Below are 25361 nucleotides of genomic sequence, written 5' to 3' on the forward strand. Positions count from 1 at the left end.
CCAGGTCGAACGCGAGAAGCATATGCCACCGAAGCCCGACCTCATGGCAACCCGGGAATTCCCCTCGTTCGTGTCCGGTAAACCCGGACGCCGGGAATTCGTCAGCGCCGCAGTGCGCGGCGGTACGCGGCGGGTGTGCTCCCGGTGGCGGCGCGCAGGTGGCCGCGCAGCGCGGTGACGCTGCCGAAACCCGCCTGCGCCGCAACGACTTCCACCGGCAGGTCGGTGGTCTCCAGCAGCTGCCGCGCGCGCAGCGTCCGCTGGGCGTCCAGCCAGCGCCGCGGCGTGCCGCCGACCAGGGCGGCGAAGCGCCGGACGAAGGTGCGCTCGCTCATCAGCGCGTGCGCCGCGAGCGCCGGAACATCGGGCACCGCAGCGGGATTCGCGGCGGCCCAGCTCAGCGTGGCGGCCAGCGCGCCCGCCTCGGTGCGCGGCGGCGGCGCGGCCGGGATGTACTGCGCCTGCCCGCCCTCGCGGTGCGGCGGGGTGACGTTCCAGCGCGCGAGGTCGGCGGCGGCCTGCGCGCCGAGTTCGCGGCGCACCAGGTGCAGGCAGAGGTCGAGCCCGGCGGAGAGCCCGGCCGAGCTCAGCACGGTACCGTCGTCGACGTAGAGCGCCTCGGGTCGCAGCCGGACCGCGGGGAACATCCGCGCGAACTCCGCGCAGTAGCCCCAGTGCGTGGTCGCGGGCCTGCCGTCGAGCAGCCCGGCGTGCGCGAGCACGAAGGCGCCCACGCAGATGCTCACCATGGTGGCCCCGCGCGCGGCCGCCGCCCGCAGCGCGTCGAGCACCTCGGGCGGCGGGGCAAGGGTGGGGAGCGCGATGCCGGGGACGACCACGATCTCGGCCGTCTCCAGCGCCGCCAGCCCGTGCTCGACACCGAGATCGAAGCCGTTCGGCGTCCACACCGGGCCCGGCCGCAGCCCGCAGGTGCGCATCTCGAAGCCGGCGGACTGCCCGGTGGCATCAGGGCCGTGCCGGAACGCCTGCACCGCGCAGCCGAGGTCGAAGGTCATCACGCCGTCCAGCGCGAGCGCGACCACCTGCCTCATTCCCCCAGTTTGGCAGAAATCCACGCATCAGTGGCATCTGCGCCGCTCGTCCCGGCCGCGCATCGCCGCTGTACTTGATGCGACAACGGGAGGAGGGTCGGATGAGCGTGGACCACGAGGTCATCAGGGCGAACAGCGGAGCACTCACCGCGGCGCAGCGCAGACGGCTGCGGGCCGAGATCGCGCGGACGCTGCCCGGGCTGCTCGCCGGGCGGCTGGCCTGGGCGGCGGGGCGCGGCGGGCGGGGGCGGACGGACCTGGCGCGGGTGCCGGACTCCGGGGCGGCGCGGGAGGCGGAGGAGCTGGCGCGTGCCGAGCTCAGCACACCGGTGCTGGCGCACTCCTTCCGCACCTACCTGTTCGGGAAGGCGCTGGCCGGGCTCGACAACGCCACCTACGACGACGAGGTGGCCTACATCGCCTGCCTGCTGCACGACCTGAACCTCGGCACGCCGACGGTGGGGCGCTGCTTCGCGGTGGCCGGCGGGGAGCGGGCCGCGGCCTTCGCGCTGGGCGCCGGGCTGGCGCCGGAGCGGGCCGACGCGGTCGGCGCGGCGGTGGCGGCGCACATCACGCCGGGCGTGGCGGCGGACACCGGCGATCCCGGCGGATTCGTCTCCGCGGGCGCCGCGGTGGACGTGATCGGCGCGCGGATCGCCGAACTGGATCGCGATTGGGTCGGCGAGGTGCTCACCGAGCACCCGCGCCACAACTGGAAGAAGGTGGCGATCGCGGCCTTCCGCGCCGAGGCGAAGGCCGTACCGGAGGGCCGTACCGCACTGCTGTTGGCCGCCGGCTTCGCCACCACGGTCCGGTTCGCGCCGTTCGCGGAGTAGCGAAAGCGCGGCGCCCGGAGTGCTCCGGGCGCCGCGCTTTCGGGGGACGTACTACCCCAGCCGCTGCTTGAGGGCCTCGAACTCGTCGCGCACGCCGGACGGCAGCTTGTCGCCGACGAACTCGAACCACTCCTCGATGAGCGGGAGCTCCCTGCGCCACTCCTCGGCGTTCACCGCGAGCGCCTCGTCGACATCGGCCGCCTCGACATCGAGGCCGTCCAGGTCGAGCTGACCGGCGGTCGGCACGTGGCCGATCGCGGTCTGCTCGGCGGCGGCGGTGCCGTCGATGCGGCCGACGATCCACTCCAGCACGCGGGAGTTCTCGCCGAATCCGGGCCACAGGAAGCGGCCGTCCGCGCCCCGGCGGAACCAGTTCACGTAGAAGATCTTCGGCAGCTTCTCGGCGTCGGCGTTCTTGCCGATGTTGATCCAGTGGTTCAGGTAGTCGCCCACGTGGTAGCCGAGGAAGGGGAGCATGGCCATCGGGTCGCGGCGCACGGTGCCGACCTTGCCCTCGGCGGCGGCGGTCTGCTCGGAGGAGAGCGTCGCGCCCATGAACACGCCGTGCTGCCAATCGAAGGACTCGGTGACCAGCGGGACCGTGGTCTTGCGGCGGCCGCCGAAGAGGATCGCCGAGATCGGGACGCCCTGCGGGTCGTCCCACTCGGGGGCCAGGATCGGGCACTGCGACATGGGGGTGCAGTAGCGGGAGTTGGGGTGCGCGGCCAGCGTCTCCGTCTCGCGGAGGTACCAGTCGTTGCCCTTCCAGTCGATCAGGTGGTCGGGCTCGCCCTCCAGCCCCTCCCACCAGACGTCGCCTGCGTCGGTGAGCGCGACGTTGGTGTAGACGGTGTTGCCCGCCTCGACCGTGGCCATGGCGTTCGGGTTGGACTTCTTGTTGGTGCCCGGCGCGACGCCGAAGAAGCCGAACTCCGGGTTGACCGCGTACAGCTGCCCGTCCTTGCCGAACCGCATCCAGGCGATGTCGTCACCGAGGGTCTCGGCGCGCCAGCCGGGGACGGTGGGCTGGATCATGGCGAGGTTGGTCTTGCCGCAGGCGCTCGGGAAGGCGGCGGCGATGTAGTAGGCCTTGTTCTCCGGCGAGATCAGCTTGAGGATCAGCATGTGCTCGGCGAGCCAGCCCTCGTCGTGCGCCATGGCCGAGGCGATGCGCAGCGAGTAGCACTTCTTGCCGAGCAGCGCGTTGCCGCCGTAGCCGGAGCCGTAGCTCCAGATCTCCCGGTCCTCCGGGAAGTGCGTGATGTACTTGGTGTCGTTGCACGGCCACGGCACGTCGGCCTCGCCGTCGGCGAGCGGGGCGCCGACGGAGTGCAGCGCCTTCACGAACGGCCGGTCGGTGCCGAGCTTCTCCAGCGCCGCGCGGCCCATCCGGGTCATCACCCGCATCGAGACGACGACGTACTCGGAGTCGGTCAGCTCCACGCCGAGCTTCGGATCCTCGGCGCCGAGCGGGCCCATGCAGAACGGCACCACGTAGAGGGTGCGGCCGCGCATGCTGCCGCGGTACAGCTCGGTCATGGTGGCGCGCATCTCGACCGGGTCGACCCAGTTGTTGGTCGGGCCCGCGTCGGCCGCGGTCTTCGAACAGATGTAGGTGCGCGACTCCACCCGCGCGACGTCCGACGGATCGGAGAGCGCCAGGAAGGAGTTCGGCTTCTTCTTCGGGTCGAGCTGCTTGAACGTGCCCGCCTCGACGAGCTGGGTGGTGAGTCGATCCCACTCGTCGTCGGAACCGTCCGCCCAGACCACACGCTCCGGCTGCGTGAGTTCTGCGACTTCCTGCACCCAGGCGAGCAGTTCGGTGTGTTCGGTCGGCGCCTTGCCGTCGGATCCACGAAGACCAGGAATGGTCGCTGAGGTCATGAAAACTCTCCTGAGACGGGCAGCCGACCCGGTGCTCCGCCGCCTGGCCCTAGGCCCGTGACCAGCGCGAACACACCGAGCGCCACCATTGGCGGTAAAGCACCCGCTACGACCGATCGGCGGATCGCCCAACCGGGCGGCGTGTACGGACGAAGCGGACGCCCAGGTTCCTGCTTAGAGGTTAACGCGATGTGACGATCGGTACGGCATCGGGATGGCTATGGAGTACCCAGGAGAAACCTATTTCACAACCGGAATCCATCGGTTCAGGCTTTCGATGTCACGCTCGCAGGCACTGAGCTGACCTGGGCGTTCGGCGGCGGACCTGCGAATGCGGGCCTCCAGTTCGGCCACCCGTCGGTCGGTGTCCACCACCCTGGCGGATGTGGCTTGTACCACATGATCGGAGAGCGAAGTTTCCGCGGTCACCAGCGCGGTCGCCACCCGCTGCTCCAGCTGGGCCTTCACATTGACCAGCGCGTCGGCCGCCCACTGCCGGACGTGGTTGCGCTCGGCCACCTGGCCGCGCGCCCGCACCACCCAGGCGGCGGCGCCGGCGCCGAGCAGCAGGGTGACCGGGACGCTGGCCGCGTCCAGCGCGGGGAGCAGCGAGAACGGCGCCACCACGAGCCTGCCGATGCCGACGCCCGCGGAGGCGCCGAGCGCGATCATCAGGTTGTCCTCGACGCCGCGGTGCCTCGGCTCCGGGTCGGGGCCGACCCGTGGCGCCGGTTCGCGGCGGCGCAGCGGGACGGTCGCGCCCTCGCCGTCGACCTTGGTCGCGAGCTCGGCGGTGCGCTGCTCGATGGCGGCGTCGAGCGCGGTGGTGAGCTCGTTGACCGACCACTGCAGGTGGTCCGGGTAGGTGCCCAGGTCGGAGCGGGCCAGCTTGTCCAGCTCGGCGCGGGCGGCGGTGTGCAGGGCGCGGACCCGGGCGCCGACCTCGGTGAGCAGGTCCACCCGGGCCAGGTGCAGCTGGCCGCGCAGGGTGGCGATGGCCGTGGTGCGGCCGCCGTCGCGCGCCGCGATCAGCGCGGTCCGCTCGGCGCGCAGCGCGAGCTGGTCCGAGCCGGTCGTCAGCACGGTCACCTGGTCGGTGATGCGCTGCCTGGTCTCGGTGAGGACCCGGGTGGTCACCGCGGCGATCCGCTCCGGGCCGCGCGCGCCTGCGGCGGCGGCGCAGAGCGCGGCGTGCAGGGCGCCGAGGCCGGAGCGGTCGAGCAGCGCGGGGTCGCCGCCGCGGGCGGCAGCGGCGAGGCGGGCCGAGACCGGGAGGATCGGCAGTTCGAGCCCGGCGGCGCGGAGCAGCGCGTCGTCGCGGTCACGGACCGCGCGCCAGTCGCGGTGCGCGTGCGTCCCGTTCAGGGCGAGCAGGACCTGCGTGCCGTCGGCGCGCAGCCTGCGCAGCAGGTCGAGGGTGTCGTTGCCGAGCACGGTGCCCGCGTCGAGCAGGACCAGGGCGACCGGGCCCGGAGCGGTGCCGCGCGGGGAGGTGGTCTCCACCGACGCGGCGATGCCTGGCACCGGGTCGGCGAACGCGATGCGCGGCTCGAAGCGGGCCAGCTCCGTGCGCAGCACGGTGGTGTTGGCGTCGTCCGGGCCGATCAGGGTGACCCTGGAGCCGTTCCCGGTCCCGCGCACCGCGCGCAGCAGCGCCATGCCCTGCGGGTTCCACCGCGCGATCAGCGCCTCGAGTTCGGGGGGAAGTTCGGTGCGCTGCTCCGGCTCGGGAGCCGACTCCGGACGCGCGTCGCGGGCGACAGCGACGGCGGAGGCCACAGGCGTAGCGGGCGACGGGTCGACGCCGGATTCCGGGCTCGCACTGCCCGCCGGAGCCACGCCGGGCTCCCGGCGCGCCCCGGCTCCGGGCGGGGCGGCCGCGGGCGCTGCTTGGGATTCAGAGTCCGGCACCGCTGAGCCGTTCCCACAGGCGCACGTAGCCCGCGTGCACGCGGAGCGCGGCGCGGCGGGCGGGCGCGGGCAGGTCGCCGCCCGCGACGGCGCGCCAGCGGTGGGCGCGGGCGAGGGCGTCGTCCGCGTCGGCGGGGGCGGGCGAGGGGTAGCCCGCGGCGAGGTGCGCGACCTGGGGGCAGGCCAGTCCGGCGCGCAGCCCGAGCCAGCGCGCCTCGTCCCCGTCGAGGTGGTGCTCGAGCAGGTCGCGGGCGACGCTGCCGCCCACCGGCACCGCGCGCGCCGCGAGCCGGGCGATCTCGTCGAGCAGCTCGCCGCCGCGCAGCGCCCCGATCTGCTCGTAGCGCCTGTGCAGCAACCCGTGCAGCGGGTCGACCCCGGACGCCGCGTGCAGCAGCTGCAGCAGCGCCCTCGTCCCGATCCGGGAATCGTGCCGCAGCGCGGCGAGTGCGCAGTTCACCCCGTACAGGTCCCAGTCCCGGAGCAGCCGCTCGCGCACCGCGAGGTCGGGACCGGGCGCGAGGAAGAGGTCGGGCGCGAGGGTGAGCGTCGGGTCGTCGCGCTCGGCGAGGGCGCGCAGCGCGGCGAGGTCGTCGGCGGAGACGGTGCCCGCCCTCGTGCGCACCGCCAGGCTCGCGACGACCGGGACGGTGGCGATCCCCAGCTCGGCGGCGCAGCGCTCGGCCGCCGCCACCGCGTCGGACCAGCGGGTGCCGATCGCGTCGGCCTTGTTCAGCACGACGACGGCGCGCTGCTCGGGCACCGCGTCCAGTGCGCGCCGGTCGGCGGGCAGCGGCGCGCCCGCGATCACGTACACCACGATGTCGCCGTCGAGCACCGGGTCGGGGCTGCCCGGCTCGTCCACCGGCCCGGTCTCCACCGCGGAGATGAGCGCCAGCGCCGCCGCGACCGTGCTGCGCCCCGCCCCGGAGCGGCCGGTGATCTGGATGACCGGCGGCCTGCGCGCTCGTCGCGCCGCCGCGCCGAGCCGCTCCCCGATCAGCTGGTCGGCGGCGGCGCCGATGGCGAGGGTGCGCACCAGCTCGTCCAGCGGATCGGCCCCTCCTGGCACCGGGCCGGTGAGATCGACGGCCGTCGTCATCTGTGCTTCGCCCCCTCGCCGGGGCGGCCCCGCGCCCCGTTGCCCGGCATTCTGTCAGAGCCGGGTGGTGGAGTCAGTGGCCGCTGAAGAACCGGTTGGCCCTGCGGACCGCCCAGGACGGCGCGTACTTGGCCGTGGTCGCCAGCACCTTGGCCTGCACCCCGATCTCGTAGTGCACCTTCTCCGGCCGCAGCCGGGTGCCCCGCCTGGTGGCCGCCCAGATGCCGTCGGCGACGTCGTCGGAGGTCAATCGGATACCGAGCGAGCGGGTGCTGCCGATATCGAGGCCGTCGACCATGCCGGTCGCGACGAAGAGCGGCCAGATCGCGAGCACCCGGATGTCGTGCCTGCGCCACTCCAGGTCGAGCGCCTCGGTGAGGCTCTTGACCGCGGACTTGCTCGCCCCGTACGTGGCCAGCTCGGGCTGGCCGTAGATCGCCGAGGCCGAGCAGAGGTTCACCACCTGCGCGCCCGCGGTGTCGCGCAGGTACGGGAAGGCGGCGTGCGTGCCGGTGACGACCCCGCCGAGGTTGACGTCGAGCAGCGCGCGGTGCGCCGCGAGGTCGATCTCCTCGAACGGGCCGGAGCGCAGCAGCCCGGCGTTGTTGACCAGGACGTCGAGCCGCCCCGCGCGCTCGTGGAACTCGCGCAGCCGCAGCTCCCACTGCTCCCGGTCGGTGACGTCGAGCACCGCGGTGTGCACGCTGCCGCCGGGCAGCTCGGCGGCGAGCCGGGAGAGCCCGACCTCGTCCACGTCGTAGGCACCGACCAGGTAGCCGCGGGCCGCGAAGAGCGCCGCGGTGGCCCGGCCGATGCCGGCGGCCGCGCCGGTGACGACGACGGTGGGTTTGCTCATGCCGCGCAGTCTAGTGCCGCGTGTGCGCGGCCCGGATGACGCGCAGGTAGCCGCCGAATTACGGGAGTGTTCCGAATTCCGTTGTCCGACAGCGGAAATCTTCTTTTACCCAGGCGTAACGGCCCATCGCTTGTTTCCTACCATTAGCAAGCGTTTCATCGTAGGCATCAGTTCTTCCACAGGCAGGAGCCCCCGATGACCCCGTTCCTGGTGACCTCCGGTTTCCACGAGAAACTCACCCGCATGCCGGTCGCGGAGTACCCGGGGACCGAGGGCTACATCGACGACGTGTACGCCAACCCCGGCGGCTCGCCCATGGCCTCCGGCTACTTCGAGCTGCGCCACACCGACGCCCCGCTCGACTACCTGTATGAGTACGACGAGATGAAAGTGGTGCTCGCGGGCGAGTTCCGGCTGGAGAACCCGGACACCGGGCAGGTGCTGATCGCCAGGGAGTCCGACGCCATCTTCTTCCCCAAGGGCTCGCGCATCCTCTTCTCCACCCCCGACCGCGCACTCGCCTTCTACGTCGGGCTGCGCTCCTTCGCGCCGTGACGGTGAATCCGGCGACCACCAGCGTGCCGCACTGGTCGCCCGAGCCGGCGCCGGATCCGGGCGGGGCGCGGCGGATCGTGCTCGCCGCCGGGCAGGCGGGTGACTTCGCGCTCGGCCCGGACGGGTCGGTGCCGGAGGTGGTGTTCGCGGCAGCCGTCACCGGCGACCGCTTCGTGCTGATCGGGAACGCCGCCCAGCTCGCCCGCGCCCGCGCCGATCTGCTCGCGGCCGGGGCGATCCCGGCGGAGATCACCGAGGTGCTCACGGGCGCGCCCGACCTCCATGCCGCCCAGCCGCGCACGGTCTACTGCCCGCACTGCCACACCGGCAGCACCGGCTCGGTGGCGATCGGCGGTGCCGTTTCCTGTGCGGGCTGCGGCCTCGAACTCGTCGTCTACCACCACTATTCGCAGCGCCTCGGGGCCTTCCTCGGTTACTGCGCCGATGCCGAGGAGCGCTGATGAGCGACGCCCGTGTGACCGGGAGATCCGGCGCGCCGCCGATCGCCGCCGACGACGAACTGACGGTTACCCGCGCGGCCGCGCTCTGCCCCGACGTCCGCGAGATCGTGCTGGCCCGCCCGGACGGCGGGGTGCTTCCCTCCTTCGCGCCGGGCAGCCACATCGGCCTGCACTGCGGCCCCGGCCTGCGGAATTCCTATTCGCTCACCGGTGACGGGCTCGACCCCCGGCACTACGCGATCTCGGTGCGGCTCGACCCGGCGGGGCGCGGCGGCAGCCGCTGGGTGCACGGGCTGCGCCCGGGCGACCGGGTCCGGGCCGACCCGCCGCGCAGCGCCTTCGCGCCGGTCGCGACGGCCGGGCACCACCTGCTGGTCGCGGGCGGGATCGGGGTGACGCCGCTGCTCGCGCACGTGCGCGCCGCACTGACCTGGGGCCGCTCCTTCCAGCTGCACTACGCGCACCGCCCCGGCCACGGCGCGCACCTGGACGAGTTGCGCGCGCTCTGCGGCGACCGGCTCCGGGTCGCGCACTCGGCGACCGCGCTGTGGGCCGCGCTCGGCCCCGCGCTGCGCCGTCAGCCGCTCGGCACCCACCTCTACGTCTGCGGCCCGGCCACGCTGAACGAGGCCGTCACCGCGGCGGCCGCGGCGGCGGGCTGGCCGGAGCAGCGGGTGCACACCGAGGCATTCACCGCGCCACCGGTCGCGCCGGGCACCCCGTTCACGGTGCGGCTGGCGCGCAGCGGCCGCGAGCTCCCGGTCGGCGCCGAGCAGACGATGCTGGACGCCCTGCTCGCCGCGGGCGCCGCGGTGCCGAACCTGTGCAGGCAGGGCGTCTGCGGCGAGTGCAGGCTTCCCGTGCGCGCCGGCCGCGCCGAGCACCGCGACTCCCTCCTCACCGCGGACGAGCGCGACACCGCCGTCCTGCCCTGCGTCTCCCGCGCCACCGGCCGATTGGAGCTGGAGCTGTGATCACCCCGACCGCCGACGTCGCCCGCTACCCCTTCCCGCTCCCCCGCGACGTCTACCGCTACAGCGCCAACATCGAGCCTGCCGGAGCGCCACGCAGCACCGAGGCGGGCTCCTGGGGCGCACACCGGGTCGACATCGACCGCCACCTGCGCACCGAGCTCGGCGAGCGCGCCCGGATCCTCCGCGCCGACCCCACCCGGTACCAGTGCCTGCCGCACATGCGCCCCGCCGCCTGGGAGGCGCTGCTGCTCTGCCTCGCCGAGCTGGCCGCCGCGCATCCGGAGTCGATGGCGCTGTGCCGGGACGGCGACCGGGTGCACTGGCGCAACGACCTGCTCGGCACCGAGCACGAGCTCACCGTCGGCGACTGCGACACCGAGCCGCTGCGCTTCCTCGGCACCCAGCTCCAGGAGGACGTGGTCCTGCTCGACCAGCGCGCCGGGCAGCTGTGGGCGGACGCCGGGCTGGTCACCTTCGCGGCGGACTGGTCGATGCGCTTCGACGTCGGCATGAGCTTCCTGCAGATCCACGGCCCGGTACCGCGGGTGCACACCGAGCGGATCATCCCGCGGGCGCACGACTTCCTGCTCCGGCTGCAGGCAGGTCCCGGCTTCCGCCGCACCAACTGGACGCTCACCGTCGACGGCAGGCTGGACACCGCCACCGAGACCTACCCGGAGTGGGGCCGCGACCGCAGGACCGTCGCCGAGGGCCCGCTCACCGAGGTCGGTGACCGGCTCTGCCTCCGGACCGAGGTGCAGCACCTGATCCGGCTGCCCTACTCCGGCGCGGTGATGTTTCTCATCCGCACCTATCTGCTGCCACTGCGCGAGCTGGCCGCGGTGCCCGCCTGGGCAGCCCGGCTGGCGGCCGTGCTCGCCGAACTCCCGCCCGACATGGCCGATTACAAGGGGCTGACCCGGACCCGCCCGGCCGCGATCGAATGGTTGCGGCAGTACGGCGGCGTGCCGCGCTGAGCGCCGCGAGCGCGGTCGGCTGCCGACGTGCTCGCGGGATGCTGGACAATGGGGGCGTGAACGACGCCGCCAACCAAACTGCCGAGTCGGTTCCGGGCCTGCCGTCCACAGCCCCGGCCCGCGAGCCACGCCACGGTGCCGCCTCCCGGCTCTACCCGCGGGTCACCAGTTTCCGCTCCCGCCGCGGCGCGCTGACGCCGAAACAGCAGCTGAGCTGGGATCGCACCTGGCCGGTCATCGGCCGCGACGTGGCCGACGAGCCGCTGGACGCCACCGCCTGGTTCGGCAGGGAGGCACCGCTGGTGGTGGAGATCGGCTGCGGCACCGGCACCGCGACCGCGCTCATGGCGCAGGCCGAGCCGGAGTTGAACCTGATCGGCATCGAGGTCTACCGGCCGGGCCTCGCCCAGCTGGTGCAGCGGGTCGAGCACGAGCGGATCCCCAATATCCGGCTGCTCCGCGGCGACGCGGTTGACGTGCTGGAGAACATGATCGCCCCGGCGTCGCTCACCGGTGTCCGGGTGTTCTTCCCCGACCCGTGGCCCAAGGCCAGGCACCACAAGCGGCGGCTGCTGCAGCCCGCCACCCTGGCGCTGATCGCCGACCGGCTGATCCAGGGCGGCACGCTGCACGTCGCCACCGACCACGCCGAGTACGCCGAGCAGATCGCCGAGGTCGGGGCCGGTGAACCGCGGCTGACCGGGCTGAACGACGCCACCGGCGGCGATTCGGCGCGGCTCGCCGAGACCGCCCTGATCGGGGTGGAACGCCCGGTCACCAAGTTCGAGAGCAAGGCGCATCGCGCCGGTAGCGCCATCACCGAGCTGGTGTGGGGGAAGATCGGGTCATGAGCGTCAGCGACACGACCCACGACGAGGTGGAGGTTGCCGGCGGAGCCAAGGGCAGCGAAGCACCCGCCGCGGTCCGCCGGGTGCTGCTGGTCTGGGACGCGCCGAACCTCGACATGGGGCTCGGCGCCATCCTCGGCGGCCGCCCGACCGCCGCCTACCGGCCCCGGTTCGACGCGCTCGGCCGCTGGCTGCTCGCCCGCACCGCGGAGCTCTCCGCGGGCAGTTCGCAGCGGGTGGAGCCGGAGGCGACGGTCTTCACCAATATCGCGCCGGGCACCGCCGACGTGGTGCGGCCGTGGGTCGAGGCGCTCCGGAACGTCGGATATGCGGTTTTCGCCAAACCCAAGATCGACGAGGACTCCGACGTCGACGCGGACATGCTGGCCCATATCGAGCACCGCAACCGCGGTGCCGGACTGACCGGAATCATGGTCGCCTCCGCAGATGGACAGGCATTTCGGGAGCCACTGGAGCGGCTCGCCGCGGCCGGGGTGCCTGCGACGGTGCTCGGCTTCCGGGAGCATGCGAGTTGGGCGGTCACATCCGATACCCTCGAGTTCATCGACCTCGAGGACATCCCGGGCGTGTTTCGTGAACCCCTGCCCCGGGTGAGCCTCGACTCGCTGCCCGACGAGGGTGCCTGGCTGCAGCCGTTCCGGCCGCTGTCGGCATTGCTCACCTCTCGCCCCGCCCAAGGAGTCGCTTAGTGTTCACACGCTGGGGCGATCTGGTCTTCAAGCTGCGCTTCGCCGTTCTCGGCATCGTCAGCGCGGCGCTGCTCGCCCTCGGCGGCTACGGCCTCGGCCTCGGCGATCACCTGAGCTCCAGCGGGTGGGACGACCCCACCTCGGAATCGGCCGAGGCGGCGCGCATTTCGGACGAGGCGTTCGGCCGCGACCACAACAGCGACGTGATCGTGCTGTACACGGCCCCGGAGGGGACGACGATCGACGACCCGGCCTTCCGGGACAAGATCGTCGAGAGCCTGAACCGGCTGCCGCGGGAGCACCCGGAGCAGATCGCGAAGATCAACGGCGCCTACTGGCAGACCGAGACCGGCCAGGCCTCGCCGCTCACCTTCGGCTCCAAGGACAAGCGGCACACCTTCGCCTCGGTCGCCGTCGTCGGCGACGACGACACCACGATGGTGCGCAACTACCGGGACGTCAAGGACGCTTTCGAGATCGATGGCGTCGATGTCCAGGTGGCCGGGTTGCAGCCGGTGGCGGGCACGCTGAACGACACCATGGCCGAGGACCAGAAGCGGATGGAGCTGCTCGCCATCCCGGCCGTCGGCGTGCTGCTCTTCTTCGTCTTCGGCGGCCTGGTCGCGGCGGCGCTTCCACTGGTGGTCGGCGGCCTCACGGTCATCGGCGCGTGGGGCATCGTGCGCTTCCTGACCCACTTCACCGAGGTGAACTCGTTCGTCTCGCCGGTGGTCTCGATGATCGGCCTCGGACTCGCCATCGACTACGGGCTCTTCATCGTGAGCCGGTTCCGCGAGGAACGCGCCGAAGGGTACGACACCAAGGCCGCCGTGCGGCGCTCGGTGATGACCGCGGGCCGGACCGTCGTGTTCTCCGCGACCATGATCATCGCGAGCCTCGGCGGCATGCTGCTCTTCCCGCAGGGCTTCCTGAAGTCGGTGGCCTACGGCGCCATCGCCACGGTCTCGCTGGCCGCGATCACCGCGCTCACCGTGCTGCCTGCCATGCTCGCCATCCTCGGCAAGCGGGTGGACGCGCTCGGGCTCAAGCGGTTCCGCGCCACCAAGACCGCCGAGGAGGTGGAGAACAGCCTCTGGGGGCGCACCACCCGCTGGGTCATGCGGCACCCGCTGAAGATCGCCATCCCGATCACGATCATCCTGCTGCTGCTCATCATCCCGGTGAAGAACCTGGCCTTCGGCGGCATCAACGAGCGCTACCTGCCGCCGGACAACGCGACCCGGCTGGCGCAGGCCGAGTTCGACCAGATCTTCCCGCTGCGCAAGTCCGACCCGGTCCAGCTCATCTTCGTCTCCTCCGACACCACCGCCATCGGCCGGGTGCTCAAGGAGGCCAACCAGGCGCCGGGGCTCGGCTCCTCGTTCGAGATCCCGACCAAGTCGCAGACCCAGCCGGAGGTCTTCCGCACCAACGCGACCCTCGCCGACTCGGAGAACGCCGACCCGACCATCGAATACCTGCGCGCGATCGACGTCCCCGACAGCGTGACCATGCTGGTCGGCGGGCAGCCGACCATCCAGAAGGACAGCATCGACGCGCTGCTCCGCACCCTGCCGCTGATGATCGCGCTCGTGCTCTTCGTGACCACGCTGCTCATGTTCCTGACCTTCGGCTCGCTGGTGCTGCCGATCAAGGCCGCGCTCATGAGCGCGCTCGGCCTCGGCTCCACGCTCGGCATCCTGACCTGGATCTTCGTCGACGGCCACGGCGCCGGGCTGCTGAATTTCACGCCGCAGCCGATCATGTCGCCGGTGCTCGTGCTGATCATCGCGATCATCTACGGGTTGTCCGTCGACTACGAGGTCTTCCTGCTCTCCCGCATGGTCGAGGCGCGCAGCAAGGGCGCCTCCACCACCGAGGCGGTGCGCGTCGGCACCGCGCACACCGGCCGGATCATCACCGCCGCCGCGCTCATCCTGCTCGTCGTCACCGGCGCCTTCGCCTTCTCCGATCTGGTGATGATGCAGTACATCGCCTACGGCATGGTGGCCGCGCTCTTCATCGACGCCACCGTGCTGCGCATGCTGCTGGTCCCCGCCGTCATGAAGATGCTCGGCGACGACTGCTGGTGGGCGCCTGCCTGGATGAAGCGGATGCAGGAGAAGATCGGGCTCGGCGAGCCGCTGCTCGACGACGAGCGACCCGGTGGGGACGATGTGGTCGACCTGGTGAAGACCACGCCGATCACCGACCCGGTGACGATGGTGATGCCCGCTGTTTCCAGCAGCAAGCTGCGTAAGACGCCGCGCAGGCCGCGCACGGTCGAGGAGATCGAGTCGGAGGCGCCGACGGCGCGGATCGGCGGGCGGCACGAGCGGCCCGCCAAGCGGCCGTCGGTGTCGCGGGCGGAGGGGAAATCCGGTTCCGGCGAACGGACCGGCTCAGTCGAGCGGGCCGGTGCTGCCGGTGCCCCGGTGCGGGCCGGAGAAGTCAAGCAGGCCAGTGATCCGACGCGGCCGGGTATGCCGATGCGGCCCGGTGGCTTCGCGCCGGGTGCGCCGGTGCGAGCGAGTGATGCCGGACGCCAGGGCAGTGCGGGCCCCCGCGATGCCGGGCTCGCCGACGCGGGCCGCGCCGCAGCGGGTTCCGCCGTTCCCGGCCAGGCCCCGCTGCTCGACCTCTCCACCGGACAGTCCGATCCGGGCACCCCGCGCCCCCGCGTGATGCCATCGGGCCCGCACGACCCCTCCCGCCCGCAAGCGCGCCCGACGGGCCGCGCCCGGGTCCTCCCCCCGCGCACCGTCGACCAGCCGACGCAACCGCACTCCCCCGCCGACGACCACGGCCCCCACCGCCCCGAACCCACACTCGGCGAAGCCGTTCCGAGCGGCGCGGGCGCCACCCGGCTCGGCGGCGGCAACGGCGGCACCCCCGCCGACCCCGCCCCGGAAACCGAGGGACCAGGCACGGACGGCCGCAACAGCATCGAGGACTGGATGGCCGAACTCCGCTCCTCCCGCCGCCGCATCACCGCCGCCGAGGAGCCGCGCGCCGGCGACGACGGCCGCACGGTCAGCGTCAACGAGCTGCTGCGCAGGCGGGACGGGGAGTAGCGGGTTCGGAAACACCGAGCACCCGCGCCCGCCGAAGTGGCGGCCGCGGTCCTACTTCTGGCTCAGCTCGGCAGCGCATCGGTTCGACTACGCGGGGGACCCGACCAACGCTCGGCCCGTTCACTCGACCGGCGAGTTCTCCTGCCGCTCCGCCGCCGCGTCGGCGAAGGCGCGGGCGTAGCGGGTTCCGGCGAGCAGGAGCAGGACCCCGACCACGAGGAAGGCGAGGACCCGGACCAGGCCGTCGAGGGTGGCGAGGTCGAAGAGGAAGAGTTTGGCGAGCGCCGCCGCGGTGACGAGCAGGCCGGAGACCAGGGCGACCTTGGCGGCGGCCGGGGCCCGGGTGAGCAGCCGGAGGCCGGAGAAGAGCGCAGTGGTGGCGCCGGCCATCCAGAGGATGGTGGCGGCGCTGTGGCCGGCGACGAAGCCGTCCGTGGCGCCGGTCGCCACGCCGATGGAGACCGTGGTGACAGTGGTGGCGTAGAGCGCGACCAGGGCGGCGATGACGCCGAAGACGGAGTCCGCGCCGGTGTCCCGGTTCGGGGCGACGGTGCGCAGGCAGCGGAAACCGAGACCGGCGACGGCGACGGCGAGCACCGCGGCGACGGCGGTGGCGAAGCCGAGCTCGTCGACCGCGAGGCGCTGGGTGGCGAGGGTTTCGATGTTCGCCAGGGTGCAGAGCAGGCCGGTGCCGAGTACGCCGAAGGCGGTGCCGAGCAGGGCCGCGAGCAGCGACCGGGCCTGGCTGCCGACCGCGAGGAAGCCGGCGGCGACCGCGAGGAGCGCGATCGGCAGGGTGTCCTCCGCGGTCACCGTGGTGCAGGTGGCAAGCAGCGCGAGGGCGCCGGCCACCGCCGCGGTGGCCCTGGTGTGCAGCGGAATACGCAGCGGTGCGGCGAATTTCGCGGAGGTGAGCGCGGCTGCGCCGAGCAGGGCGGCGGCGGTGACGCCGGAGACGACGGCCGCGGCGGGGCGGTCGAAGAGCGCGGGCACGCTCAGCAGCGGGACCGTGGACAGGGCGAAGGCGACGGTGGCGACGATGTCCTTCGGGCGGCGGCGCACGCTGTCGAGCACGCCGGCGGCGCCGAGCAGCGCGATCACGGTGGCGCCCGCCAGGATCCAGAGCACGCGGGATTCGATCGGGTCGTTGATCACCGCGTCGCCGACGGCCCACAGGGCGGCGAGCACGGCGGGCAGGGTGCGGGCGATCTGCAGCGCGGGCCAGCCGAAGCGGCGGTGCACCGGGAGACCCGCGGCCATGAGCACGATCAGGAAGGCGACCAGCGCGAGTTCGCCGGTGACGGCCGGGGAGAGCACCGCGACGCCGGCGACCACCAGCACCGCGAACGGCTGCGAACGCCACTGCATGGCGAGGGCGACGCCGCCCGCGGCGATGCCGAGGGCGACGGCGAGGCCGGGGATCGGGTGCAGCCAGCCGTACAGGGTGGTCACAGCGAGGACGTCGAGGTAGCCGCCGGCGATACCGGTCGCGGCGAGGGCGATTCCGCCGACCCGGCCGCCCGCGCGTCCCGAGACCCTGATGCCTGCGGCGACCAGGACCGCGCTGAACACCGCGCCGGCGGCGACGCGCGGGACCGGGCCGAACCAGCCCGCCTGCGCGGCCAGGACCAGCAGCATGACGACGCCGGTCAGCGTCACGGCGACACCGGCGACGGCGAGCAGGCGGCTCACCACGCCCTCGCGCTGCCACCACGGCGGAGTCGTCCTCGGCGGGCGGATGTACGGGGGTGGCGTTCCTGGCGGGCGCTGCCCGTAGGGCGGGACGCCTGGACGGGGTGCGGGCCAGGTGTTCGGACGAGGTCCGGGCGGCGGCACCTGCCCGCCTGGCGCGGGACGCCAGCCCGCGTTCGGGTTGGGCGGCGCCGGGGCACCGGGCGCGCCCTGCCAGCCGGAAGGCGGAACCGGACCACCGGCGGCAAGGGGCCTGCCGGGGAGCGGAACCGCCGGACCACCGGCGGCAGTCGGCAGGCCGGGAGACGGAACTGCACGAGCACCGGCCGGAATCGCCGGGACGCCCGCGGAAGTGCGATCGGCCTCGGAAGGTGAGCCGCTCGAACCCGCTGCCGGCGGCACCTCGCCCGGCCCCCGCGCCCCGCTCGGCGGAACCGCGGGAGCGGCACCGCTCGGCGCCGCGCCGGCGACCTCGCTGCCCGCCGGATCACCGCCGGGCACCGGCCGCCTCCACACACCGGCCGCGTCGTCCGCGACGGCACCCTCCGCCCCGGGCGAACCGGCGGCGGCCGCCGGAGAACCGACGACGCCGGGCGCGATCTGGACCCTGAGCAGATCCAGATCGCGCCCGAGTGCGCCCATGCGCGTACCCAGATCGGTGAACTCCCCGGACAACCGCGCGACCAGGGCCGGATCGATGAGTGTGGTCATGCACCCATCGTCGGCGTAGCGCCGCCCCCCGGCATGAGTAGAAACCCCCTGCGCACCGCCGGGATCTACCCGACCTGCGACTACGGAGCGGTCAACCGGGTGACGGCGTGCACCGCGGCCAGCACCGCGGCACGCGCGGGCATGGCGAGCGCACCCGCGCCGGGCTCGCCGACCCAGTGGTAGCCGAGGCCGCTGTCGACGGTCGGCAGCATCACGTGACGCCCGCTCGGCACCACGCTCACCCGGTGCCCGGCGAGGGTGTGCCGCTCGCGAATGTCCAGTGGTGCGGCCGGGATCGGCGGGGTGATCAGGAAGGTCCAGCTACCGTCGCCGGGATCGGCGATGACCGGTGCCGGCCGCTCCCGCTCCCGCTCCAGGCGGTTCAGCACGGCGCGACCGAGCTCGGCCGGCATGACAACGGCCCCGAGCACCGAGCCGGTGCTCACGGTCGGACGGCCGGCGAAGAGCTGGACCGGCAGCCCGTAGCGATGCCGGAGCAGGTACGCCACATCGTGCGGGGAGTGACAGGATTCGAACATCGCCCTCATCCCTCCCCCTCGTCGCGGGCGTCGAGTAGTAGGCCGCAGCTCCGTCGCTGTTCCGGTGTCGCAGGCCACGTCGCGCGTTCCGCGCTCCGGGCCCCTACGAAGATCTCGGGATGGGTGATCATTCGTTGCCCGCCCTTTGCAGTGTCAAAGTTGCAGAAATGCCAAGGTATTACATGGACACGTCAACGAGTCGTACGCAATGTCCCACTCACCCCCCTGAATCCGGAATAGCGTCGTACCCTGAAACCTGGATTTAACAAAGGGGCAGGGTGGGCATGGACGATTCGACGATCGGAGTGCGGATCCGCTACTTCCGCGGTCGCGCGCTGACCCAGCGGCAACTGGCGGACCAGGCGGGCGTCAGCGTCGATCTGGTGCGCAAGCTGGAGCAGGGCGGGCGGCAGACGGCGTCGATCGCGAGCCTGCAGAAGATCGCCCGCGCCCTCGACGTCGACATCGCCGACCTGATCGGCAAGAAGCAGGGCGGCGTCCCCTCCACCGACCCCGACGCAGGCATCGTCGCCATCCGCCGCGCCCTCACCCCGGTCGACGACCTGCTCGGCGCCGCCCCCGACGACCGCTCCGCCGACCTGGACGAGGGCCGCCGCGCGGTCGAGTACGCCTGGGGCGCCTACTGGACCGGCCGCTACGAACTGCTCACCTCGCTGCTGCCGACCGGGCTCACCCAGCTGCGCGCCACGGTGCACGCCGCGCGCAACGGCTCGGTGGCCCCGGCGAACGAGCTGCTGGCCCGGATGTACTGGGTCACCGGCTGCACGCTGGTGCACCTCGGCCAGACCGATCCGGCCTTCCTCGCCATCCGGCAGGCGCTCACCGCCGCCGAGCGCGGCGATGATCCACTGCTGCTCGCCACTATTCGCGGCTCGGTCGCCTGGCAATTGCTGGTGCAGGGCCGCTACGCCGAATCGCGCGGGGTCGCGCTGCGCGCCGCCGCCGAGCTGGAGCCCGACGGCGAGGTCGCCGCGCCGCACCTGGCCGCCTACGGCTCGCTGGTGCTGCAGGGCGCGACGGCGGCGGGCCGCGCACAGGAGGTGCCGGAGGCGCTCGCGCTGGTGCAGACGGCGAGCGAGGTGGCGGGGCGGCTCGGCGCCGACCGGCGCGACTACGAGACCTACTTCGGCCCGTCCCAGGTCGTCATGCAGACGGTGGACGTGAACGTCTCGGCCGAGCGCTACCCGGAGGCGCTCGCGGCCGCCGCCACCATGCCGGTGCGCTGCGGGCTGCCGCAGGCCTCGCGGGCCAGGCACCTCACCGACACCGCGGTCGCGCTGACCCGCACCGGCAAGCGCGGCCGCGCGCTGGACACCCTGCTCGACGCCGAGCGGGTCGGCGGCGCGGACTGGCTCAAGTACCAGACGCTGCCGAAGCACATCGTCTCGGAGCTGCTCGACCACGACCGCAGGCTGCCGCTGCGCACCTTCGCCCGCAGGCTCGGCGTGCACGCCTGATCAGTGCTGGTACCCCATCAGCTTGCGCCAGTGCGCGCTGAGCGGGTGCTTCGCGGTGACCGAGCCGAAGCGGACCCGGCCCTGCACGATCAGGTGCAGCCTGCCGAAGGGCGGGCCGGTGCGCACCTTGTTGCTGATGCTGGAGCCGATCAGGTCGACATTGTTCAGGTCGACGGTGGTCTCGGTGGGGACGACGAGGGTGAGGCCGCTGCAGTAGTCGTCCATGTGCAGCTCGACCACCTGCGTGGTCATGATCGCCTGGGTGAAATCCAGGGTCACCGATGACATCCAGGAGTTCAGCCGCAGCACCGGCGGCACCTGCCAGCGCCCCCTGCGGGTGACGCCGGACATCCTGGCCCTGATCACCGAGCCGCCGTCGCCGGAGATCGGCTGCGCCGGGCGGGGTGCGAAGGCGGGGCCGGGCGGGTGGTTCACGAAGTTCGACGGGGGCGCGGCGGGGCGGCCGACCAGCCGCATGCCGGGCAGGTCGATGAGGACGGCGTTGAGCTCGCCGCGGGTCTTGGCGGCCAGCGCGGTGTCCATCCGCTCGGTGAACTCGCCGAGCGAGAGCATGCCCAATCCGACGGCGCGCTGGAGTAATTGCCCGACGTGCTCGCGTTCGGCGTCGGACACCCGCAACTCGCGATCGCTCACGTGGTGCGGAGTGGGCGCGTGTTCTGCCTCCGCCACCGGGCCTGACTCGCGCACGCGGGGCTCCTCACCTGACTCTGCCTCGGACCCACCCATCCTTCGAGATTACCGACGATTCCGGTACCGCGGCATCAGGGCGAACCCGGAGACCGGCGTCCTACTCGAGGCCCTGCTCGATGGCGTAGCGGGTGAGCTCGACCCGGTTCGCCAGCTGGAGTTTGCGCAGCGTGGCCTGCACGTGGTTCTCCACCGTCCGGTGGCTGAGGTTGAGCCGGCCCGCGATCTGCTTGGCGGAGAGCCCCTTGGCGACCATGCGCAGCACCTCGGTCTCCCGGTCGGTGAGCGCGGGGCGGTGCGGTTCGTCGGCGGCGGGCGGGGTGGTGGCGATCCGGCGATACTCGCCGAGCACCAGTCCGGCCAGGCCGGGCGTGAAGACGGGTTGACCGGCCGCGGTGGCGCGCACCGCCTCGATCAGCTCGGTGGCGGAGGCGCTCTTCACCAGGTAGCCGGTGGCGCCCGCCTTGATCGCCTCGAGGACGTCGTCGCGCTCGGCGGAGGCGCTGAGCACGAGCACCCGGCTGTGCGGGGAGACCCGGAGCACCTCGGCGGTGGCCTGTGCGCCGGTGCCGTCCAGCAGCTGCATGTCCATGAGCACGACGTCGGGTTGTACCGCGGCGGCCCTGCGACCGGCCGTGCCGACGCCGTCCGCGGTGGCGGCCACGGTGAACCCGGCCTCTGCGAGGTCGCGGGAGACACCGTCCCGCCACATCGGGTGGTCGTCCACCACCATGACCGACACCTCACGCACGCCGTGCGCGCGCGCGGACCCTCCGTGGCTCGGCTCCGCTCCCGCCTCCCGGCCTGACTCACTCACGCCACTCATCGTGCCACCCCCCGCAGCGGGATACGGAACTCCCACTCGGTGCCGAACCCGACCCCGCCGGTCTCCTCGGTGAGCAGCACCGCGGTGCCGCCGAGCGCGGCCAGCCTGCCGACGATGCTGCGCGACACCCCGAGCCGCCCCTCCGCCTCGGCCTCGGCCAGCCGCCCCGGTGCGATACCGACCCCGTCGTCGCGCACGCTCACGATCAGCTCCGCGCCGGTGTCCTCGAGCAGGACGTACGCCTTCGCCTCCGGCCCGGCGTGCTGCGCCACGTTCGCCAGTGCGTTGCGCACCGCGCCGTCCAGCTCGGCGGCGACCGCACGGCCGAGCAGCACCGGCTCACCGGGGGTGGAGACCGACACGTCGGGCCTGGCCTGGGCGGTGAGCAGCGGCCGCAGGTCGACCTCGGCGCCCGGCTCACCGTGCGGCCGCGCGCCCTGCTCGGAGAGCAGCACCCGCAGCGCCACCTCCTGCTCGCCCGCGCGCCGGGCGAGTTCCGCGGTGGCGCCGCCGATCTCGGTGCCGCGGCGCTTGATGTAGGCGAGCACCTGGAGCACACCGTCGTGCACCTCGCGGGCCAGCCGCTCGCGCTCCTCGGCGGCGGCGGTGAGCCGCACCGCGCGCTCCACCTGGCCCTGCGCCCGGCGCGCGGTCTCGGCGGCCAGCCCGAGCGCGAGCCCGACCGAGACGAGCACCGGCACCGTCGCATCGGTCCAGACGTCGTTGCCCCACTGGTCGCGCACGGTCAGCGCCACCGAGGCGATGAGCAGCCCGGAGAGCACACCGGCGACGGGGCCGCGCAGGATGGCCGCGGAGATCACCGCGTTGGTGGCCCAGAGCGTGGTCGGCAGGGTCTGATGGCCGTGGTACCAGTCGTAGTCGGCGACCAGCCGGGTGGAGGCGATCAGCAGGATCACCACCACGTGGTCGCCGAGCACCACCCAGACCCGCAGCCGCCGCGCGACCTCGGGAAAGTGCCACTGCGAGAGCATGAGCGCGCTCACCCCGGACCACACCGCCATCAGCGCGATCAGCACCCAGCTCAACCGCTGGTTGTGGTAATTCGGCACCGATGCGACCTGCTGCCCCACCGCGTACAACAGGGTGACCAGGCGAAACGCCTGCGCGGCGCGCCAGAGCGGGGCGACGGCCGCGCCGGTCGGATCCGTCCGGCGGGTCGCCCCCGCCGAGTCAGGCTGGTCCGGGTCGCTCATCGGCGTCGTCTCCGCCGGAGCCCGCAGCGGACTCCGGCCGGGCCGCCGTGCCACCGCCGGCATCCGGGGCGGCCGAGCCCGCGCCGCCCCGATCGGTCGCGCGCTTGCGCAGCGCCACCCGCGCCGACTCCTCGGCGGCGACGGTGCCGAGTTCCAGCCGGTCCGGTGCGGGCATGTCGTCCGGCTCGGCGTCGTAGAGCCCGCGCTCCGGGGTGACGGTCTGGATCTCGGAGAACATCTCCTCCGGCTCACCGGCGAGCAGCGAGCGGATGGCGGTGTTCAGCACCGCGACCAGGGGCACCGCGAGCAACCCGCCGACGATCCCGGCGACGACGACGCCCGCGGTGATCGCCAGCACCACCGCGAGCGGGTGGATGCTCACCGCCCGGCCGAGCAGCAGCGGTTGCAGCACATGGCCTTCCAGCTGCATGACCGCGATGATGATGCCGAGCACGATCAGCGCGGTGACGAAACCCTTGGTGACCAGCGCGATGAAGACCGCGATGAAGCCGGCCAGGAAGGCGCCGATGATCGGGATGAAGGCGCCGACGAAGACCAGCGAGCCGAGCGGAAGCGCCAGCGGCACACCGAGGATCGCGAGTCCGGCGCCGATGCCGATGGCGTCCACCGCGGCCACCACGACGGTCGCCCGGACGAAACCGACCAGCGAGCCGAAGCCGAGCCTGCCCGCGGTGCGGGTGCGGGCGCGGTGCGCGTTCGGCACGATCCGGGTGACGAACTCCCAGATCTGGTCGCCGCCGTAGAGGAAGAAGATCAGGATGAACAGGGTCAGGAAGGTGCCGGTGAGGATGTGCCCGACCACCGTCGCGGTGGTGAGCGCGCCGCTGGTCACGCTGTCCTGATTGTCCTGGATGGTCCGGACGATGGTGTCGCCCGCACTGCGGATCTGGTCGTCGCTGAGGTGCGGCGGGCCGTTGATCAGCCAGTCCTGGATGGTGTGGATGCTGTTGGTGACCTCGTCGGAGAGCTGCGGCACGCCGTCGATGAACTGCTCGACCACGAAGGTCAGGACTCCGGCGACCAGCCCGATCGAGCCGAGCAGCGTGACGAAGACCCCCGCCCCGCGCGGCACCCCCCTGCGCTGCATCCAGTCCACCAGCGGGGCGAGCAGCGCCGCCGCCAGCAGCGCGATGGCGATCGGGATCACCACGGTCGCCATCCGCTGCACGATCATGCTGAGCGCGAGGAAGGCGCCGAGGATCACCAGCAACCGCCAGGCCCACTCCGCGCTCTGCCGGACCAGCGGGTGCACCGCGTCCGCCGGATGCCGCTCCGGCTTCGCCGCTGCCTCGGTCATTCCGCGAGCGTATCCGCCGGACCCGACACTCGGGCGTGCGTCCGGAGCCGAAACGCTAGATTGTTTGTCGTGTCGGCCCCCCTCGAAGCAATCGCAGCGGTCAAACAGACCATGCGAACGCGGTGGCCGCTCTACCTGACCTCCATGCTGCTGGCCAATGCCTTCGGCGGCATCCTGGTCTGGGCCTTCATCCAGTACGGGCTGCCGGTCCCCGAGGGCGAGCAGGGCGGGCCGCGGCGGACGGGGCTGCTGGTCCCGGTCGCCGTCTTCGGCGCGGGCGGGGTGCTCAGCCTGACCGCGTCGGCGCTCATGCTGCGCCCGGTCATGCGCTGGCAGATGCGCGGCGGGCCGCCGAGCAGGCGCGAGCAGATGGCCGCGCTGCACGCCCCGCTGCGCCAGGCCATCGTGCACCTGCTCATCTGGCTGGTCGGCGGCGGCATCCTGACCGGGTTCATCCTGCTCGACTCGCCCGAGCTGGCGCTGGCGGTGATCGTCACCCAGTGCATGGCGGCGACCATCGTCTTCGGCTTCACCTACATGCTGGGCGAGCGCATCCTGCGCCCGGTCGCGGCGCAGGCGCTCACCGAGGGCACCTTCGACCACACCCTCACCCCCGGCGTCGGCACCAGGATGGCGATGACCTGGGGCATGGGCACCTTCGCGCCGACCATCGCGATCGTGCTGCTCTGCGTCACCCAGATCTCCTCGGACGTGAAGTTCTCCGCGCAGTCGCTCGCCGTCTCGATCCTGCTGCTCTGCGGCGTGGTGATCCTGCAGGCGCTTGCGCTGTCCATGCTCACCGGCTCCAGCATCTCCGACCCGGTGCGCCAGCTCAGCCAGGCCATCGACCGGGTGCAGGACGGCTCGGTGGACGTGCAGGTCGAGGTGTTCGACGGCAGCGAGATCGGGCTGCTCCAGGTCGGTTTCAACCGGATGATGGAGGAGGCGGCCAAGCGCCGCCAGCTGCAGGAGCTCTTCGGCAGGCACGTCGGCGAGGAGGTCGCGCAGCGCGCGCTCGACTACGGCACCGAACTCGGCGGCGAGACCAGGTTCGTCGCGGTGCTCTTCGTGGACATGGTCGGCTCCACCGCGACCGCGGCCGAGCGGCCGCCGACCGAGGTGGTCAGCCTGCTCAACGAGTTCTTCCGGATCGTGGTCGACGTCATCGACCGGCACCACGGCTTCGTCAACAAGTTCGTCGGTGACGCCGCGCTCGCCATCTTCGGCGCCCCGCTGGACCGCCCCGACGCCCCGACCGCCGCGCTCGCCGCCGCCCGCGAACTGCGCGAGACGCTGCGCGAGGTGCCCGGCCTCGACATCGGCATCGGGGTCTCCGCCGGACTGGCCGTGGCAGGCAATATCGGCGCCGCCAACCGCTTCGAGTACACGGTGATCGGCGACCCGGTGAACGAGGCGTCCCGCTTGACCGAACTCGCCAAGGACCGCCCGGAGCGGGTGCTCGCCTCGGGCAGCGCGCTGTATTTCGCGGACGACGGGGAGCAGAGCTTCTGGGTCACCGGCGAGGAGGTCCAGCTGCGCGGCCGCCGCCGGATGACGCTGCTGGCCTGGCCACGGGAGCGCACCGGCGCGAGCGGTGCTGCCGACCCGGAACAGGCCCGTTGGATAGGCTGAGAC

Annotated in this window: 21 protein-coding genes; 10 read left to right on the top strand and 11 right to left on the bottom strand. The window is 72.8% G+C overall.

Going from position 1 to position 25361, the window contains the following annotated elements:
- Positions 1–101 precede the first annotated feature (101 nt).
- A complete protein-coding gene (locus tag ACFO0B_RS16330; protein WP_378613307.1) occupies positions 102–1052 on the bottom strand; it encodes a GlxA family transcriptional regulator in 951 nt (316 codons plus the stop codon).
- Positions 1053–1153: 101 nt separating this feature from the next.
- Between ACFO0B_RS16330 and ACFO0B_RS16335 the strand changes: the two genes are divergently transcribed.
- On the top strand, positions 1154–1888 hold the full coding sequence (locus ACFO0B_RS16335; RefSeq protein WP_378613308.1) for a phosphohydrolase: 735 nt from the start codon (positions 1154–1156) through the stop codon (positions 1886–1888).
- A 51-nt stretch (positions 1889–1939) separates the two neighbouring features.
- Here the strand turns inward: ACFO0B_RS16335 and ACFO0B_RS16340 are convergent, their stop codons facing one another.
- From ACFO0B_RS16340 to ACFO0B_RS16355, 4 genes are all read right to left on the bottom strand, one after another.
- A complete protein-coding gene (locus tag ACFO0B_RS16340; RefSeq protein ID WP_378613310.1) occupies positions 1940–3772 on the bottom strand; it encodes a phosphoenolpyruvate carboxykinase (GTP) in 1833 nt (610 codons plus the stop codon).
- A 240-nt stretch (positions 3773–4012) separates the two neighbouring features.
- Positions 4013–5551, bottom strand: coding sequence for a hypothetical protein (locus ACFO0B_RS16345; protein WP_378613311.1), 1539 nt, complete (start codon positions 5549–5551; stop codon positions 4013–4015).
- Between the two features lie 118 nt (positions 5552–5669).
- Positions 5670–6785 (bottom strand): hypothetical protein, encoded by a 1116-nt coding sequence (locus ACFO0B_RS16350; protein WP_378613312.1) that lies wholly within the window; start codon positions 6783–6785, stop codon positions 5670–5672.
- Between the two features lie 73 nt (positions 6786–6858).
- On the bottom strand, positions 6859–7641 hold the full coding sequence (locus ACFO0B_RS16355; RefSeq protein WP_378613313.1) for an SDR family oxidoreductase: 783 nt from the start codon (positions 7639–7641) through the stop codon (positions 6859–6861).
- Between the two features lie 195 nt (positions 7642–7836).
- On the opposite strand from ACFO0B_RS16355, the gene ACFO0B_RS16360 reads away from it, so the two are divergent.
- The 7 genes from ACFO0B_RS16360 to ACFO0B_RS16390 are packed head-to-tail and all read left to right on the top strand — an operon-like array spanning position 7837 to position 15240.
- The gene (locus ACFO0B_RS16360) at positions 7837–8196 is read left to right on the top strand and encodes an ethanolamine utilization protein (protein WP_378613314.1); all 360 of its coding nucleotides are present in this window, start codon (positions 7837–7839) and stop codon (positions 8194–8196) included.
- The gene (locus ACFO0B_RS16365; protein WP_378613315.1) at positions 8193–8657 is read left to right on the top strand and encodes a dimethylamine monooxygenase subunit DmmA family protein; all 465 of its coding nucleotides are present in this window, start codon (positions 8193–8195) and stop codon (positions 8655–8657) included. Before ACFO0B_RS16360 ends, ACFO0B_RS16365 begins: the two co-directional genes overlap by 4 nt.
- Entirely contained in the window at positions 8657–9631 is a 975-nt protein-coding gene (locus ACFO0B_RS16370) for a PDR/VanB family oxidoreductase (RefSeq protein WP_378613316.1), read from the top strand. Before ACFO0B_RS16365 ends, ACFO0B_RS16370 begins: the two co-directional genes overlap by 1 nt.
- Positions 9628–10608, top strand: coding sequence for a heme-dependent oxidative N-demethylase family protein (locus tag ACFO0B_RS16375; protein WP_378613317.1), 981 nt, complete (start codon positions 9628–9630; stop codon positions 10606–10608). Before ACFO0B_RS16370 ends, ACFO0B_RS16375 begins: the two co-directional genes overlap by 4 nt.
- Positions 10609–10646: 38 nt before the next feature.
- On the top strand, positions 10647–11459 hold the full coding sequence (gene trmB, locus ACFO0B_RS16380; RefSeq protein ID WP_378613318.1) for a tRNA (guanosine(46)-N7)-methyltransferase TrmB: 813 nt from the start codon (positions 10647–10649) through the stop codon (positions 11457–11459).
- Positions 11456–12166, top strand: coding sequence for an NYN domain-containing protein (locus ACFO0B_RS16385; RefSeq protein WP_378613320.1), 711 nt, complete (start codon positions 11456–11458; stop codon positions 12164–12166). The genes trmB and ACFO0B_RS16385 overlap by 4 nt, the downstream gene beginning before the upstream one ends.
- Positions 12166–15240, top strand: a complete 3075-nt coding sequence (locus ACFO0B_RS16390) for an MMPL family transporter (RefSeq protein WP_378613322.1) — start codon at positions 12166–12168, stop codon at positions 15238–15240. The genes ACFO0B_RS16385 and ACFO0B_RS16390 overlap by 1 nt, the downstream gene beginning before the upstream one ends.
- 120 nt (positions 15241–15360) lie before the next feature.
- Here ACFO0B_RS16390 and ACFO0B_RS16395 read toward each other — a convergent pair whose 3' ends face one another.
- Positions 15361–17643, bottom strand: a complete 2283-nt coding sequence (locus ACFO0B_RS16395; RefSeq protein WP_378613323.1) for a DUF2339 domain-containing protein — start codon at positions 17641–17643, stop codon at positions 15361–15363.
- Positions 17644–17723: 80 nt separating this feature from the next.
- The gene (locus ACFO0B_RS16400; RefSeq protein ID WP_378613324.1) at positions 17724–18182 is read right to left on the bottom strand and encodes a hypothetical protein; all 459 of its coding nucleotides are present in this window, start codon (positions 18180–18182) and stop codon (positions 17724–17726) included.
- 284 nt (positions 18183–18466) lie between these two features.
- Here ACFO0B_RS16400 and ACFO0B_RS16405 point away from each other — a divergent pair, with 284 nt between their 5' ends.
- The gene (locus ACFO0B_RS16405; RefSeq protein ID WP_378613325.1) at positions 18467–19660 is read left to right on the top strand and encodes a helix-turn-helix domain-containing protein; all 1194 of its coding nucleotides are present in this window, start codon (positions 18467–18469) and stop codon (positions 19658–19660) included.
- Here the strand turns inward: ACFO0B_RS16405 and ACFO0B_RS16410 are convergent, their stop codons facing one another.
- The 4 genes from ACFO0B_RS16410 to ACFO0B_RS16425 form a co-directional block, all read right to left on the bottom strand.
- On the bottom strand, positions 19661–20314 hold the full coding sequence (locus tag ACFO0B_RS16410) for a DUF1707 SHOCT-like domain-containing protein (protein WP_378613825.1): 654 nt from the start codon (positions 20312–20314) through the stop codon (positions 19661–19663). It abuts the gene before it with no gap.
- A gap of 154 nt (positions 20315–20468) precedes the next feature.
- Positions 20469–21101: a response regulator gene (locus ACFO0B_RS16415; RefSeq protein ID WP_233021056.1), complete on the bottom strand. Its 633-nt coding sequence runs from the start codon at positions 21099–21101 to the stop codon at positions 20469–20471.
- An 89-nt stretch (positions 21102–21190) separates the two neighbouring features.
- Positions 21191–22408: a MacS family sensor histidine kinase gene (macS, locus tag ACFO0B_RS16420; RefSeq protein WP_378613326.1), complete on the bottom strand. Its 1218-nt coding sequence runs from the start codon at positions 22406–22408 to the stop codon at positions 21191–21193.
- Positions 22386–23726 (bottom strand): AI-2E family transporter, encoded by a 1341-nt coding sequence (locus ACFO0B_RS16425; RefSeq protein WP_378613327.1) that lies wholly within the window; start codon positions 23724–23726, stop codon positions 22386–22388. Before ACFO0B_RS16425 ends, macS begins: the two co-directional genes overlap by 23 nt.
- Positions 23727–23837: 111 nt before the next feature.
- On the opposite strand from ACFO0B_RS16425, the gene ACFO0B_RS16430 reads away from it, so the two are divergent.
- Complete coding sequence (locus ACFO0B_RS16430; protein WP_378613328.1) at positions 23838–25358, top strand: adenylate/guanylate cyclase domain-containing protein; 1521 nt, start codon at positions 23838–23840, stop codon at positions 25356–25358.
- The last annotated feature ends 3 nt before the right edge of the window (positions 25359–25361 follow it).

The organism is Nocardia jiangsuensis, from assembly GCF_042650385.1.
Taxonomy (GTDB): domain Bacteria; phylum Actinomycetota; class Actinomycetes; order Mycobacteriales; family Mycobacteriaceae; genus Nocardia; species Nocardia jiangsuensis.